General features: G+C 71.9%; 7 protein-coding genes. All 7 read left to right on the top strand.

The genetic code is table 11. From position 1 onward, the window contains the following. Positions 1 to 153 precede the first annotated feature (153 nt). The 7 genes from DFR74_RS20940 to DFR74_RS20910 all read left to right on the top strand — a co-directional run bounded on the left by DFR74_RS20940 (position 154) and on the right by DFR74_RS20910 (position 16,208). A complete protein-coding gene (locus tag DFR74_RS20940; RefSeq protein WP_147265865.1) occupies positions 154 to 459 on the top strand; it encodes a WXG100 family type VII secretion target in 306 nt (101 codons plus the stop codon). Positions 460 to 482: 23 nt separating this feature from the next. Beyond that, positions 483 to 995, top strand: a complete 513-nt coding sequence (locus DFR74_RS20935) for a YbaB/EbfC family nucleoid-associated protein (RefSeq protein WP_067507497.1) — start codon at positions 483 to 485, stop codon at positions 993 to 995. A 56-nt stretch (positions 996 to 1,051) separates the two neighbouring features. Then, positions 1,052 to 13,201: a sigma factor-like helix-turn-helix DNA-binding protein gene (locus tag DFR74_RS20930; protein WP_147265864.1), complete on the top strand. Its 12,150-nt coding sequence runs from the start codon at positions 1,052 to 1,054 to the stop codon at positions 13,199 to 13,201. Beyond that, on the top strand, positions 13,176 to 13,463 hold the full coding sequence (locus tag DFR74_RS20925; RefSeq protein WP_067507448.1) for a hypothetical protein: 288 nt from the start codon (positions 13,176 to 13,178) through the stop codon (positions 13,461 to 13,463). The genes DFR74_RS20930 and DFR74_RS20925 overlap by 26 nt, the downstream gene beginning before the upstream one ends. Before the next feature lie 144 nt (positions 13,464 to 13,607). Then, complete coding sequence (locus tag DFR74_RS20920; protein WP_232331707.1) at positions 13,608 to 15,194, top strand: antitoxin YezG family protein; 1,587 nt, start codon at positions 13,608 to 13,610, stop codon at positions 15,192 to 15,194. A 115-nt stretch (positions 15,195 to 15,309) separates the two neighbouring features. After that, on the top strand, positions 15,310 to 15,627 hold the full coding sequence (locus tag DFR74_RS20915; protein WP_067507445.1) for a hypothetical protein: 318 nt from the start codon (positions 15,310 to 15,312) through the stop codon (positions 15,625 to 15,627). Between the two features lie 65 nt (positions 15,628 to 15,692). After that, a complete protein-coding gene (locus tag DFR74_RS20910) occupies positions 15,693 to 16,208 on the top strand; it encodes a YbaB/EbfC family nucleoid-associated protein (RefSeq protein ID WP_232331706.1) in 516 nt (171 codons plus the stop codon). Positions 16,209 to 16,220 lie beyond the last annotated feature (12 nt).

The following is a 16,220-nucleotide window of genomic DNA, read 5'->3' as shown; positions in this document are numbered from 1 at the left end:
GGGTGCGTCGGCGCTGAATCCGCTTGCGCCGCAACCGCGCCGGACTGTGTTAACACAGAATCGCGATTCTGTTCGCTGGGTGTCATGCCCGGTTAACAGGACCGGCCGAGACTGTTCATCGAACGGTTGATCGGTGGACACCTGGAGGTCGGCGTGACTGACGAAGTGCGGCTGGAATCCGAATTGCGCGGCGTGGCAGGAGATCTCGACGGCATGGCCGATCGGTTCCGGACGATTCTGGCCACCCTGCTCGCCTCGGCGGCGCCGAACGAGGGGAAGTGGGGCGACGACGAATACGGCCGCAGTTTCGCGGACGGCAACGGCTATCTCGCGTCCGCGCGGAATGTCGAGAGCGCCTTCGAGTCGAAACCAGCACTGCTCGAGTCGTATTCGACCGCCCTGCGGGACTCGGCGGACCTGCTGGAGAACACCGACGCGGCCGCAGCGGCGAACTTCTGACACACGATTCGGGAGGTGCGGCGATGGCCGAGCGGATGGCCAAGGCTCAGCTGGCGGATCTCATGGATACGGTGCGGTCCGGGCTGGATTCGATCGTGCGGGCACAGCGGGAGCAGGCGCGGCTCACCGCCACCGCGTACGCGGGCGGACGCCGGGTGCGCGTCACCGTCAACGCGAACGGGGAGGTGATAGAGACCCGGTTCGCTCCGGACGTCGGGGAATTGACCCACGATGAGGTCGCCGCCGCCGTCACGGCCGCCGCCCAGGACGCCGCGGCGCAGGTGCGGGGCCGGACGCGGGAGATCATGGACTCGCTGCACGCACAGCACGCCAGGATGCCCAAGCTCTCCGACTTCGTGCCGGGCATACCCGATGTGCAGGACATGGTGCCGACGCCGCCGGACGTGCCGACATCGCCACCCGGCGCGGCCGACCGCGCCGCCGACATCGCGCCCGGACCCGAGTTCCATGACGTCGAGCAGTGGGACCACACCCGGCCGCCCGCCGACACCGGCGTGCACGAGTCCGGTTGGTGAGCCGCGCGCAGCGTACGCCGCGCCGCGCCGGCCCGCGGCGACGGTGGTGAGCGTCCGTGTCGAGTATCACCTCTCTGTGGGAGTGGATGCCGTCGTGGATCCTGTCCGCGCTCAACTTCGGCCAGGCTTACCCGGACGGTGACGAGGCCGCGCTGTTCGAACTCGGCGATACCTGGCTGGCCGCCGCCGCGGACCTGGAGTCACTGATTCCGGAGCTGCGCGACATCGCGGCGGCGACCCAGCAGTTCTACTCCGGCGCGGGCGCCGAGGCGGTGGCCCGGGAGCTGGACACCCTCTTCGAGGGCGACTATTCGGTCGAGTTCCTGGCGGAGGCGATCCGGGAGCTGGGGGAGTACACCCGCAGGGGCGGCACGGAAATCGAGTACACGAAGATCCTGATGGCGGTGTTCGCGGCGATCACCGTGTACTCCATCTATCAGCTGCTGGCCGCCTACCCGTGGGGACAGGCGTTGATACCGGTCGCGCTCTTGGCGGGTCGGCAAGCATTGGCCACCGTGGCTCGGCAGGGTGCGACCCGGCTGGCCATCGAGGGAGCGCGGGAGGGCCTGCGCAATCTCGTCCGGCGGTACTGGAAACAGATCTCGATCGGCGCGGTGCAGCTGGGCGCGATGGGGGGCGGGATCGATCTGGCCATCCAGGGCTATCAGGTGGCGGCCGGGCACCGCGACGGCGGCATAGACCTGGCGCAGACCGCGCGGATGGCCCTGGAGTGGGGTGTGGGCGGGCTGGTCGGCGCCCCGGCCGGTATCGCGGCGGCCCGAGGTCTGGCCGGTACGGCGCTGTCCCCGGCGGCCCGCGGGCTGTTGGCGGGTGCCGCGGGCGGTGCGGCGGGCGCGGTGGGCGGCTACGGCGCCGGGATCGGCTGGCAGGTCGGCGCGCAGCTCGCCGCCGGCTCGTTCGACTGGAACACCGTGGACACCACGTTCAGTATGCAGATGCTGGCCGGTGGCGTCGGGTTGGGCGCGGTCCAAGGCATGCGCGCGGGTCTGGGGCACGGACGCGACGCGCCGCACGTCACCGCGCAGAACGCATCCGCGCCGCGTGCCGCGGCCGCGCCGAAACCCGATGTGGTGACACCGGAATCGCGCGCCGAGGGCCGCAGTCTCTACCGCGACCTGAGCCGCGAGGCCCACCCGGATCGTTTCCCGGCGGGCGAGTCCCGCGGCCGCGCCCACGAGTTCATGCAGCGCGTCAACGACATCAACGGTGAGGCGAACGCGCCGGGCAAGCGCAACGAGTACAGCGAGCGGCACGTCGCCGCGCTGAAGGAATTGCGCGAGGAATGGACGGCCAGGACCACGCCCACTGACGGCAGCGCCGCCCGGCCCGACACCGCCGCCCGTGCCGGCGCGGCGGACGCGGTGGTGCGGCAGGCGCAGGCGGACGCCGGTGCGCGTTCGGCGGCCGACGCCGGTGCCCGCCCGGCAGCGGACAGCGGGACGCGCGGGGTGGCCGAACGCGGTGGCCACGCCGCGGAGCGGAGTGCGGGCGCACCGGAACGCGGGGCGCGGGCCGACGGCGGCCGACCGGCGCAGGCGGACCGGGCGGCGGGGCCGCGCGGCGGTGCGGCCGACACGGCGGACGGCGGCCGTCCGGGCTCGGGCCGCCCGCCGAACGATCCGGGTTCGAACCTCGTCGTCGAGCGGGCACAGCGGTCCGCGCCCGATCCGGAACTCACACCGGAGCGGCATGGTGGCGCGGCCGAGGCGCCTGCGCGTCCACCCGATCGTTCCGCAGGCGCCGCGCGCGGCCAGGACCTCCAATCCCACGGACCGATGGCCGACGAGTTCGCCGGTGCCCGTGTCGAATTCCGGCAGCCGGACACCGGGCCACGCCTGGCTGCCGACACCCCGCGCAACTGCGCCGTCTACGGGTTGTGGTTCGGCCGCGAAGTGCTCGGATTGGACGGCGTGCTCCCGTTGAGCGGCGACGGCGAGGCCATCAAATCCGTCGGTTTCGCGGCGGATCAGTTCGCGCGCGCCGCGGGCGGGGACTGGCATCGCGGTGGATTCGCGTCGCTGGACGAGGCGGCCGCTCTAGTCCGCGACGCGGGCGCGACCGTGCTCGCCCTCGTCGAGTACCGGGGCTTCCAGAACCGCGTAGTCGGTGCGCATCAGCTGACCTTGTTCCGCTCCGCTGACCGTCCCGGCGTGGTGATGGTGCGGGAGTGGGACGGCGCTCGCGCGTTCGAGTACGACCACCTGTGGGGGCAGCGGCACACCGATGTCGCCGGCGTGTACGGCATCGTCTTCGATGAGCGGGGTCGCCCGGTCGATCCGCTCGTTCGCGGTGCGGCCCCGACGGGTCGCGCGGGCGTCGAGCACTCGTACACGAGGGTCGGGCAACGGCCGTTCGAGCCGCTCCATCGGGCCGAACTCGCCGTCGGAACGGAGGGCAGGCGCGCCGACGTACCCGTGGAAGGCGAGCGGGTCCGTGAGGTCGCCACCGCGCGCGAGTGGGTGGTCGAGCAACTGCGTGAACACGGGCTGCGCGACGAGAGCCGCTTGGCCGATATCCGGCTGACCGTGTCGGAGCTGGTGGCGAACTCGTTGCGGCACAGCTCCGGCGCGGTGCGCGTGGCGGTGTTGGTGGGGGAGCGGGACAGCGCGGCTACCGTGCGCGTGGAGATCACCGACGACAGCCCCGTCCCGCACGCGCCCGCCGCGTTCGCCCAGGTGCCCGACGATGTGGTCGATGAGCTGGCGCCGCCCGAACTCGACGCGCTCATCGCCGGGCTAGGCGAACGCGGCCGGGGCACGGCCATCGTCGCGGAGCTGGCCGACGACTCCGGCGTCCGGGAACTGCCCGGCGGCAAGGTGACCTGGTTCGAACTGTGGGACGTTCCCGGTCTCGGCCTCGATCGGCCCGAGCCCGAGGTGCCGCCCGGCACGGCCATTCCGGACGAGCTCCAGCCGGGCGCCGCGGTGCTCGAGACCGGCACATCCGTTCAGATCGCGGACTGGCTGCGTGTCCGGCACGGCCTGGAGGTGGAAGGATTCGATCACCCGGCCGTGGACGCGAGCGTGGTCAGGGAGTTCGGCTCCGCGGTGCACGACGTGCTGACCAGGCACCCTCATATCTCCTTGCCGCGCATCAGAATCGCCGAACTCGACAGTGCCGACACGATCGCCGAGCTTCGGCCCAACGACAACAACCGGGTGCGATGGCTGGGCCTCAACCTGCCCTTCGCCACCGACCCGCGGACGTTGCGAGACCGGTTGGCCGACCAGGTGAGCTCCGGGCGGATGGCCCTCGGGCACGACGACCGGCCCGTGTACTCGCGAATCGTGCACGAACTCGGCCACGCCCTCGATTACGCGGGCGGAGCCGTGGCACGGGAGCGAGCGATGGACGTGCTCACCCAGCACTACCGCGACACCCATCCCGGGCAGCGCGGCGGGTTCGACGACTGGCTGCGGCAATTGGCCGGGTACAGCTTCAAGGGCGAGGGCGGCGCGTTCGTCGCGCACGAGGCGGTGGCCGAAGCGTTCGCCGACGTCGAGGTGCTCGGTCCGAGCGCCACCGAGCCCGCTCGGGTGCTGCACCGATTGCTCGTAGTGCACGCAGAGGCCGCCGCCGAACGCACGCGCCGCGCCGCACTCACAGACGGGTCCACTCCGCATCAGTACCCCGGCCAGGGCGCGAAATCGCATCTGGAGGGCGGAGTTCCGAAGATCTGCGCACCGGAAGCGTTGGGCTTCGCCCGCGAGCGGCTCGGCGTCGAGGCGATCGCGCCGCAGGTCGAAGCGGCCGGCGAGATCGCGCTGCACGGTGTGAGTGCCGGGGAATTCGCGGCGGCCGCGGGCGGCGACTGGCGGCCGGGCGGATTCCGCTCACTGGACGAGGCCGCCATGGTCGTGCGCGAAACCGGCGGCGTGGTCGTCGGCGTCGTGGAGTTCCTGGGACTGAACCGCCCCGACGTGGTGGGTGCGCACGCCTTCGTCCTGTTCCGGGCCGAGACCGGCGCGGTGATCGTGCGCGAAGAACTCAACGGAGTTCGCGAATTCGTGCACACCTGGGGAGCCGCGCCACCGCGGCTGGCCGGTGTGTACGGCATCGTCTACCACGCCGACGGGACACCCGCGCACCCACCGGACCCGGCACGTGCGTATGCGGACGGAGAACGCCCGGTGGCGCGGATCGGAGCGGGTCCCGCCGAAACACCGCCGGCGGGGCGCGAACTCCTCGAGCGGGGAACCAATGCCCAAGTGGCGCGGTGGCTGCGCGACAAGTACCGCGACAGCCACGGGCTGGGCGTCACCGGTTTCGACGATCCCGCCGTGTCTCCCGACGTCGTGCGCCAGTACGCGGCGGCCATCGACGACATGCTCACCAAGTACCCGGAGGTGGACCTGCGCGAGGTGCGGATCACCGACGACCTGGACGATCCGGACATCTACGGTCAGACGTACTGGTTTCCCACCGGCGGCCGGACGGGCGGCGGACACACCGAGTACATCGCCTTCAACCGCCGATTCGCCACCGACCCGGAGCTGTTGCGGCGCAGCATCGCCGAGGACGTCGCGTCGGGGCACACGCTGCCCGGCCACGGCGCGCGACCGGTCTACAGCATCATCGTCCACGAGTTCGGCCACGCCGTGGACGCCGCGGGTTCCGGCGTCGCGCAGCGGCGTGCGGAGGCGGTGCTCGCCGACCGCTTTCTCGCCTCGCGGGGCAGGCGGCGCGGCATGCCCTATGCCGCCTGGCTGCGTCAACTGAGCAATTACGCCTTCGACGCGCACGGCAGGCTCAACCCGGTCGAAGGCGTCCCCGACGCCTTCGCCGACGTCGAAGTGCTCGGCGCCGACGCCGCCGAGCCCGCCCAGATCCTGCACCGGCTGCTCCTCGCCGAGGCGGGCTTGCTGCGCACCGCGGGCCCGCGGCAGGCGACCCCGCGGCGGGTCGCGGCGCCGAGCCCGCTGGCCCGGCCGGGATCGGTGGTCGAGCCGCGTCCGCCCGCCCGGCCCGAACCGCTCCCGCGACCGATCCGGAACTCGCCGCCCGAACCGGCTCCGCGTCCGGAGTCCGTCACCCGCCCCGAGCCGGTGTCCGAGCAGGGGCGGACGGAACCGGCCGGCCTGCGGCCGGACGCCGAACCCGGGCCGGACGGCCTTGCCCGCGACGAGGATTCGCCTCCGCGCGATCGCGCCACGGGCCGGCATGGGGAGCATCGCCCGGGTTCGCCGGCGTCGATGACCTCCGGATGGGACCCGTCCGAGTACCCGACGGCGGCCGAGGTCGGCACGGCGCTGGCGGCCCGGCACGGCCTGACGGTGACCGGGTTCGACGCCCCGGGCATCGACACCGAGGCGGCTCGGGAGTACGCCCGCGCTGTGCACGATGTGCTCAGCGCGTATCGCTGGATCGATCTACGCGAAGTACGGATCGGCGCGATCGAGCAGGACCCCGCGCCCACGACGGAGCTGGAGGTCATGCCTGCTCGGGCTTTTCCGCCGCCCGAGCAGGACGCCCGGCACACGGAGTCCGTCGTCCTGAACATCCGCTACGCGAGGAACCCTCGGCTGCTCGCGCGGTTGTGGGCGGAGCGGATATCGGCCGGGCATATGGCGGGCCCGCCGGATCGAGCCGTGTACGGGCTCATCACCCACGAGCTCGGTCACGCCCTCGACCACGCCGGACGCAGGAGCGCGCGTGCGGAGGCCCTGTTCGAACTGCTCCATCTGTTCCGGGTGACCCACCGCGGCGACGAGGTGACCGGGTTCCCGCAGTGGGCCGCCACGCAACTCAGCGCGTACAGCTTCGAGGACGACGACACGCTCGATCCCGTCGAGGCGCTCGCGGAGGCGTTCGCGGCGGTCCGCCACCGCGGTGCGGCGGCGACCGCCGCGCAGCGGGTCCTGCACGACCTGCTGGTGAACCAGGCGAAGTCGGCCGCGCGGCCCGAGGGTGGAACGGGTGTCGATGTGCCCGACGTCGAACCCGTTGTGCCGGAGGGACAGCCGCCCGACTACCGCAGCGCGGCCGAGGTGGGGCGCGCGCTCGAACAGCGGTACTCCGGTCGAGGTCTGACGGTCATCGGCTTCGACACTCCTGGCGTGCGGGTGGCGGAGGCGCGCGAATACGCCCGCGCGATCGAGGAGTTGCTCTCCGCGTTTCCCGCGGCACCGGTGCGCGAGGTTCGCATCGGCGCGGTCGACGAGAACCTGTACGCCGAGGCGCGGTACGGGACCGACGCCGACGGGTCCGCGAGCGCGCGGATCACGCTGAACGCGTCCCTTGTCGCCGATCCGGGGCAGCTGCGTGAGATGTGGGCGGCCGATGTGGCGGCGGGCAGGCACGTGGGTCCCGCGGAATCGCCCGTCTACGCCAACGTCGTTCACGAATTCGGCCACCTGCTCGACCGGATGAGCGGCGCGGTCACCAGGGCGCACGCCGAACGCGAACTGCTCCGGCACTACGCCGCCGACCTCGATCACGTCGACGCCGACGCGTTCCGGGACTGGTTGCGCGCACAGTTCAGCGCGCACGCGTTCCACGCCGACGGGAGTCTGTTCGCGGCGGAAGCGGTGGCGGAGGCGTTCGCCGCGGTGCGCATGCACGGCAGGGACGCCACCGGCGGACAGCGCTTCCTGAACCGTTTGCTGCTGGCGAACGTCGATGCCGCGGCCCGCGATCCCGGCACGACCGGACCGGCCGCGACCGGCTCGGACGGATCGAGGTCAGGGGGCGAGCCGCGGAATTCCGCGGGGCACGAGCGTTTTCGCGACGGTATTCACGCCGCACTGCTCAGCACTGCGCGACTGAGCGAGAACGGCCCCTACAGCAGGGCGATCGCGGCCGCGACGCCGGACGAATTGCGGCGTGCCGTCGACAGTCTCGGCCGTGATGCCCGCCGGGTCGTCGTCGCCCGGTTCTGGCACCGGCATCCGGTAGCCGAGACGGCCGTTCGGTTGCGTCTGCCCGAGTCCGCGGTGGTCGCCCTCCAGAACGGTGCGGTCCGTGAGGTGGCTCGATTCCTCGCGGATGAACGGGGAGAAGGACTGTCACCGAGCGAAGCGGCCGTGCGGGCCGCGCTGCGCGACGATCCCGACGCCGTCCGCGCGGCGATCGCCCGATTGCCGCGTGCCATACGCGAATTCAGTGAACTCGCCTTGTTACAGGGCAGGTCGATGACCGAGATCGCGACCGAGATGGATCGCGGCCCGTCGCAGCTCGGTCAGCTGAAGTCCCGGGCGTACCGCACACTGGCGGGTCTGCTGGCCGGGGCGAGGAAACCCGAGAGGGGCGCGGCCGCGCGGACCGTCCGCGCCGCGCTGGCTGAGCGGCCCGACGCGGTGCGCGCCGCGCTGGCGCGACTGCGTCCGGACGAACGCCGCGCCGTCGAGCTGGGGATGCTCGAAGGGCGGTCCGGCGCCGAGATCGCCGCCGAACTGGGCCGCACGGTCGGCGCGACCGAAGTGTTCGGGCGACGCGCCGTGCGCAAACTCGCCGAATTGCTCGAGTCCGAGCCCGCCGCGCAGGCGGTACCCGCCGAGCCCGTGGCCAGCTCGCGTGCGCTGGACGCGGTGCGGGCGGCGCGGCGGACCGATCCGGACCGTCTGCGTCAGGCGATCGCCACTCTGCCGCGCGCGCAGCGCGAAGTCGCCGAACATCGTTTCCTGGCGGGGCGATCCATCGCCGAGACCGCGGCCGCGATGGGGCGCAGCGACTTCTCGATCACTCGCCTCCAGAGCCGAGCGGTGGCCGCGGTGGCCACCGTGCTCGCCGGCGCCGAGCCCGCTCTCCCCGCGGGCGGCGCGGCGTTGCGCACGGTCCGCGCGGCTCAGCGTGACGATCCGGCCGCGCTGCGGCGGGCACTGCGCGCCCTCACCACCGACGAGGCGCGCGTCATCCGGCTGCGGATCGTGCGCGAACGATCCATCGCGGAGACCGCGGCCCAGATGGGCCGCACCGAACATCAGGTCAACGCCCTCCAGCGTCGGGCGGTCCGGCGCCTGGCCGCCGAACTCGCCGGCGTCCGCGAGCCGACCACCGCCGAACAAGTCGCGTTCGTGCGCGCCGCGCGCGACGACCATCCCGACCTCCTGCGGCGCGCCATCGCCGAGCTGTCCGGGGCGCAACGTGCTTTCGCCGAACTGCGCTACCTGCGGGACAAGAAGATGGTCGCCATCGCGTCCGCGCTCGGCCGCTCCGCGGACCAGGTGGCAGGCCTGCAGCGGCGCGTGCTGCCGAAGCTCACCGAGCTACTGGCCGCCGACCTGGGACCACCCCCGCGCGCGGCCGAAAATACCCGAGCGCGCGGCGAACTCGCGCGACTGGTCGAAGAGGCCAAGCGCGACCATCCCGATGCGTTGCGCCAGGCCGTCGGACGGCTGCCCGAGATCGAACGACATGTTCTGGAGCTGCGTTTCCTGCGCGAGCGGTCGCCGGCCGAGGTAGCCGAGGAAATGGGACGCACCGTCGATGCGATATCGGCGATCCAGCGCCGCGCGCTGCGACGGATGCCGGACTTGCTCGCCGAGGCGATCACAAGGGACGCCCCCGGGCGGCCCGGCGAAACCGCCGAACAGCAACTCTCCGACAGCGCGCTGGTGGCCGCGATCGCGGCGGGGAACGACGGGGCGCCGGCTCGGCTGCGTGCCCGGTACGAGGGCGAGATCTACGCGATGGCGCTGGCCCGGGTGGGTTCGGAGCGGACCGCGGGGGAGATCACCGCCGAGGTCTTCGATCGGGCCGCACGCGGCATCGCGACGGTCGACACCGCGAAAGTATCGGTGGCGGAGTGGTTGTCGGCGGTCGCGGATACGTTGATCCGCGCGCACACCGAGTTCGGCAAGTTCCGGCAGGCGCTGTGGACGGTACTCGAGTCCAGCGGGCGGCTGGATCGGTCGAGCCCTCACCACGCGGCGCTCGCGGGTGCGGACCGCGCGGATATCCAGCGCGCCATGGATACCCTCGACCCGGGGCTGCGGCGGGTGCTCATCGTGCGCTTCTCGGACAAGCACAGCATCGCGGGCACGGCCCGGCAACTGGCGCTCACCGAGGACGCGGTGCGCGTCCTGCAACTCGGCGCCGTTCGCGGGCTGGTGGCGGCTCTGCTGCGTGACGCGGGCGTGATCGGTGCGAGCGAACCCGCGACCGCGACCGTGCCGCGCGAAAGGGGCGCGTCGCCGCCGGAGCGTCCCGGCTACGCCAGGGCGCTCGATGCGGTCCGGTCTGTCCAATGGGCCGATCCGGTCGCGTTCCGGCGCGCCCTCGCGCTGCTGGTGCCCGCCCAGCGCCGGTTGGTGGAACTGCGCCTGGTGGACGGACTCTCCCTGGCCGAGACCGCGGCGGCGATGGACATCGTCCTGGCGCGCGCCCGCAATCTTCAGCGTCGGGCGGCCAGAACCCTGGTGCTGTTGCTGGCGGACGAATTGACGCCGCCCGTTCCCACCACACCCGGCGACGGTATCGACATGGCCGGCGCGTACGGCGGGCCGGCATCGCCGGGCCGGCCTGCGGAACTCACCGCCGGAAACGCTCCCGGCGAGACGAACGCGGCAGGTCCGGTCGACGCGGCCTGGGACCTGACGCGGTACGGCACGGCCGCCGGCGTGGGCCGGGCACTGTCGGCGCGCCACGGGTTCATCGTGCACGGTTTCGACCTGCCCGGCGTCGACGCGCGGACGGCGCGGGAGTATGCCCGCGCACTCGATGACGTCCTGCACGACCACCCCACCCTGCGGATTCCCGAGGCGTCCATCGCGCCGCTGCCCGACAGCGCTTTCGCCGTGGCGACACACACCACGGTGGCGGGCCGGGTCCGCACCGGCGCCATCGTGCTCGGGCAGCGCTTCGCTGTCGATCCGGAGCTGTTCGCCCGCTCCTGGGCCGAGGAACTGGACTCCGGCCGCCGGGTCGGCCCGCGCGACCGCCCCGTGTACGCGAACATCGTGCACGAGCTGGGACACGCGCTGGATCACCTGGGCGGCAACGCGACCCGTCGGGAGGCGACCACCACGCTGATGCGGCACTACCTGAGCACGGCGGATGCGGCGAGCTACGCCGGTTTCGAGCGTTGGCTGCGCGGCGAATTCGGTTCCTACAGTTTCACCGCGCACGGTGACTTCCTGCCCGCGGAAGCCGTGGCCGAGGCATTCGCGGCGGTGCGGCACCTCGGCGCCGGTGCCGGGGAGGGCGCGTGGTTGCTCTACGATTCGCTGCTCGCGAACGCGGCTCGAGGACAAGGTCCTTCGGTGCCCGGTGCCGCCACTGTGCTCGCCCTGCCCGAGGAACCGGTACGGCCCGATCGCGCCGCGCCGAGCGCCGACCCGGAACCGGTCGAGCGCAGGCGGATCCGGGCGGCGCTGCGCGGTCTGCTTCCCGGACTCGCGAACGCCGTCGCCTTCGAGCACGCCGACGAATTCGAACGGTCCGCGCGCGCCGCGATCGACTATCTCGCCGGTGTCGACGGATCGGAATTCGTGACGGCCGCGCTGTTCCGGCCGCTCGAAGTCGAGGTTCTCGATCAGCTCGAGGCTGTCGACAGCGACGAACTCGAGCGGCACCTGGACGATCGGGGGATCGCGCCCGAGGCTGCCGAGAGCGTCGCGCTGCGGTTGTCGGAGCTGGTCGACAATGGCACGATCACCGGTCGGTTCGCCGAAGGGCGCAGCGGGAGAACGTCTTCGGTGACCCGGCTCGATCCGCTCCCGGCCGGTCCCGCCGCCGAGCCGGCGCAGGGGCCTGCCGTGCCGTCGGCCGCGAGCGACGGCACTTTGCCCCGCTCGGACGAAGCCCCCGTGGGCGGAACGGACGTTCCCGACGGGAGGCCCGGCATCCCGGGACGCGGTGCGCGTCCCCTGGGCCCGGTCCGTCAGCCTGCCCCCCGCCCGCTGATCCCGGTGTGGGAGGACGGTTATCTCTATGAACTCGAGCCGGTGCTCGCGGAGCGGGTCCGGGAGGTGGTTACCGCGGCCGGGGGGCGGGTGCTCGGCACCCGCACGGGCCTGGTCGACGGTCCGGCGCCGCGGGTGATCGTCGCCGAGTGGATCGGGTCCGGCATCGACGACACCCTCACCGAGGTCCTCGACGCGCATCCGGAATTGGCGCGGGCGCTGCTGGTACCGGGGGCCACCGTCGAATACTTCGACGCGCGGGCCACCGCGGACGGTCAGGTCCTGCTCGACGTGCTGGAGGCGCCCGAGATATGGCGCGGCACAGTCGAATCCGGTCTGTGGGCGGGGCTGCGGACGGCTTACTGGGAGGACCGCGACGGTCGTTGGCGGGCCGTCCCGCGCGACTTGCCCGCCGACCGGATCCCGCGGGCCAACACCTCGGCCGGACCGCCCGCGACGGTGGAAATGGGCGAGGTCTATCGCGGGGAGGATTCTCCGGATCGCCCGTTGGGCAGGCGATTCCACTATTTCACCGAGCGGGAGCGCGCCGAGTCCCGCATCGTCATCGGTCCGGACGGCAGGCTCTATCGCGTGATCGACGGCAAACCCTTCGATACGAGGTCGGTCGGGGAGACCGGGAACCGCACCGAGTTCGTGATGGACGGCCGCGGCAATCTGTACGCCTACCGGGAGCACACCGCCGGACTGTTCGCTCACTCGTCGTTCCTCGCCGGCGCGAATGTGGCGGCGGCGGGCATGATCCACGTCCACGCGGGCCGGATTCTGTTCCTGAACAACCTCAGCGGTCACTACCTGCCCGACATGACGCGCAACGTCGAAGCGGTGCGCTGGTTGCTGGAGCAGGGGCTGATTCCCGCGGACGGCTTCGAGTTGCGCGACTACAACGGCGTTTCGTGGCCGATACCCTGGCCCGCCGACGCCGACGCCGACGCCGACGCCGACGGCACCGACTTCGCGAGCGCGAGTGGTGGTCCACGCCCGGTCTGGCGCCCGGACCGATTCGCGGCCGCGGCGCTGTACCTCGGTGACGCCGCGACCGAAGGTGAGCGCGTCCTCGACGATCTGCCGGTCAGCAGGGCCGCGGCGGTGACCGCGGAAAACCGGGCACTCGCGGACTCTTCGGATGAACTCGGCGTTGGGCCCACCCGGCCCGACTTCTTCCGCCCTCTGGACGACGACCCGCGCAAGGACGGCGACCGCACGGCCGGTGGGGATAGGCTGGGCCGGGAGGTGGCCCCGGAGCCGACACCGGCCGCGGCGGCCGCGGCGGACCCACCGAGACGAACGGAGCACGCTGGTGCGCAGTCGATACCCCACCGATGACGAACTGCGGCGCAACTTCGAGGCCGAGCTGGCCTCGGTCACGACCGGTGGCGGATTGCGCTCGGAGACCGGACTGGACGTCGAGACCGATGCCGCGCTGATCGCCATCGCCCGGGCCTACCCGAGCGTGCCCCAGGATCTGGTGGCCGCGGCACGGGCCGCGTTCGCCGGCCAGCTGGACGGGTCCAATGCCGCGGCCCGGCGCGCCGAGCTGGACCGGATGATCGAGGAACACAATCGCCGCAAACACGACCGGGCCTAGCCGGCGGCCCTCCCGGACGTGCTTGTGCCGGACGGCGGTTCGATCGCCGTTCACCGGGTGTGCGGCTGTGTCAGGATGGGAACGCCGCCGCGACGCCGCCAACGGCGTCGCGGCGGCGGGGACAGATGAGGAGATAGCGGCGACGTGACCAACCCAGACGACCAGGCCCGCGTGCGTCCCGACGGTGAGTCCGCGCCGGGCGAGGTGGCCGAGCACCTGCCCGGAGCAGAGGCCGACGAGGAGTTCCTGCGGGAGTTCATGCGCGGCTTCGCCGACGAGAACGACGATCCTGACGTCGAGTTCACCCTGGTGGAGCCGGGCGAGGACGACACCGATCCCGCCGACCAGGCCAAACAGCTCAACCATCGGATCGCCAGGGAGCTGGCCGCGTTGGGGCCGGCGGGCTGGGATCGCGTTCAGGCCGTATTCGTGTGCACCGCGCCCGTCCAGGTCGCCGAAGTGATCTTCTCCGACGACCGGGATCGTTCGGTCCGGGTCCAGCCGGGCGACGAGGTGCTCGCCTTGGTTCGCGAGCAGCGGAACCTGTCGGCGCAGCTCAGTGACGGCCCGTGGTGGCGGTTGCTGGTCACCCTCACCAAAGAGGGCTCGCTGGAGGTCGATTACGACTACGGCGACGAGCCGTTCCCGGACGATCAGCTGTTCCCGCCGGAGGTCTACCGCGCGGATCTCGAGGTGTACCCCCGCGATTCGCTGCCGGTGTGGCTGGCCGCCTACATCGGCAACGAGGGCAGGCAGTCCCGCACGGCGCAGCAGGCGGCGGCGCAGGCGCGCGCCGACCGCGCCGACGGTGTTCGGGCGGTGCCGTCCTGGGACGACTTCCCCGCGATGCCGGTCATGTGGGCGCGCTGGGCGGTGCTGGCCGCGGCTTTCGTCGCGGCCGGATCGCAGTGGGGTCCAAGGGTTCTGCCCTCGCTCGGCTGGTTCGAAGGTGCGAAGCGCGGTGGTTCCACGCTGTACGTGCTGCCGGGCGGGCGGGCGGTCCTGTCCGGGGGTGTCTGGAACGCCCCCGAGTTGGATGCTGTGTACAACGGCGGCGAACCGATGCCGGCGATCTACGCCGGCGCGCCGGAGTGGATCGCCAACCCGGTGCTGAATCCCCGCGCCGCCAACGGGTTGCTGTCGTTCTGCTACTGGTGGGAAGCCGGGAAATGGTATCGCGGTGAGTCGCCGTCCGCCGACCGTCTCAGCGACGCGGTGCCCGGAGTCTGGACCGAGGAGACGGTGATCGACGTGGTCTGCGGCCTGCTGGCGGACCAAGTCCGCGAGCAACGCCGCCCCGCGGTGGCCGATCTGGTCACGGCCGCCGAGGTCGGCTCCGTGACCAGGGCCACGCTGGCGGAGGTGTTCGGCGACGACGGCACCTATGACATCGACAGCGCCCTGTACCAGCTCACCATGGCCGGGGTCACCATGACGCTGCCGGAACCGCTGCCCGAGGACGACGCCATCGAGTCCGTGCGGCGCTTCGCCGCCGACGAGAACCTCGATACCAGCGGCTATCCGCTGGAACAGTTGCGCGCGGAGCGGATCGGCGTGGGCTGGATGGTGTATGTGCCCACCGCGCCCGGTGAGATCTCGATCGGCCGGGCCATCTTCTACGTCGCCGACGACGGTGTGCTCGAACAGTCGTCCTCCTCGGTCGCGCCCTCGCGCTACATCGCCGAATTCGAAGAGCGTTTCCGGCGCAGGCACGGTTCGCCGACCGCTTGATCCGTCAGAGCGTGGCCGATTTCCGTCATTTTGTTCATGGCCGTTCACCTACCGGCAATACGCTCGTCGTGCGATCATCGTTTCGAGTTCTGCTGGAAGGACACGGGGTTCACGCATGGCGGAGAGATTCGAGAGCTACGAGGAGAAATTGCGCATCGCGGGGCAGGACACCGCCGCGGTCGACCGGACGGTACGCCAGCTCGCCGCCAAGGTGACCTCCGCGATGTCGGTCGGTTCCGCCGCCTGGGGGCCGGACAAGTTCGGCACCCAGTTCGCCGACGGCCCCGACGGATTCGTCGCCTCGATGGACAAGATCGTCACCGGTACCGAGAAAATGGCCGCCTCCTTCCGGTCGATGTCGGACGGCCAGTATCGCGCCGCCGACGCCGTCCAGAACTACGAGCAGGCCTCGGCCGAGAACTTCGGGCGCTGAGACGCGCCGGTGCGCCGCCGCGGGTGTGCGGTCGCCCGTGGCGGCGTGTCCGCGGAAAGGTCTGCATGGCAAGCGATTACGACGAACGTGACATGGCATCGGTGATCGATGCCTTCCAGCAGCAGATGCGCGCGATCGCGCGGGCCCAGCGGGAGCGGGTGCGGCTGACCGCCACCGCCACCTCGCGCGACCGGCGCGTGACGGTCACCGTCAACGCCAACGGTGTCGTCATCGAGACCAAGTTCTCCTCCGGTATCGAGGATTTGAGCTACGGCGAGATCGCCGAGACCGTGACGAAGACCGCCCAGGAGGCCGCGGCGGAAGTGGCGAAGCTGAGCCGGGAACTGGCCGCGCCGCTCACCGAACGCCGCGCCCGCCTGCCCAAGCTGTCCGAAGTGATCGAGGGCATGCCCGACTTCGAGAACGAGATTCCCACGGAGCCGCCGGTTTCCCTCGCGCCACCGGACGCACCCGAGCGCGCCGAGGCCGCCGAGCCGGAGATGACGTTCACAGACGTGGAGGAGATCGACCACGACCGTCCGGCCAAACCCGGCAACGGGGTCGTCGATTCCAGCTGGTAGAGCGCGGTCGGG

Origin of the sequence: Nocardia puris (assembly GCF_003315035.1) — a bacterium.
Lineage (GTDB): Bacteria > Actinomycetota > Actinomycetes > Mycobacteriales > Mycobacteriaceae > Nocardia > Nocardia puris.
Note: the sequence above shows the minus strand (reverse complement) of the source record. Positions and strands in the feature narration are given on the sequence as shown.

What these genes read in the sequence shown, in the direction of transcription:
- DFR74_RS20915 (WP_067507445.1), top strand. Translation starts at nt 15,310, where the DNA reads ATGGCGGAGAGATTCGAGAGCTACGAGGAGAAATTGCGCATCGCGGGG.
- DFR74_RS20935 (WP_067507497.1), top strand. Translation starts at nt 483, where the DNA reads ATGGCCGAGCGGATGGCCAAGGCTCAGCTGGCGGATCTCATGGATACG.
- DFR74_RS20910 (WP_232331706.1), top strand. Translation starts at nt 15,693, where the DNA reads ATGGCAAGCGATTACGACGAACGTGACATGGCATCGGTGATCGATGCC.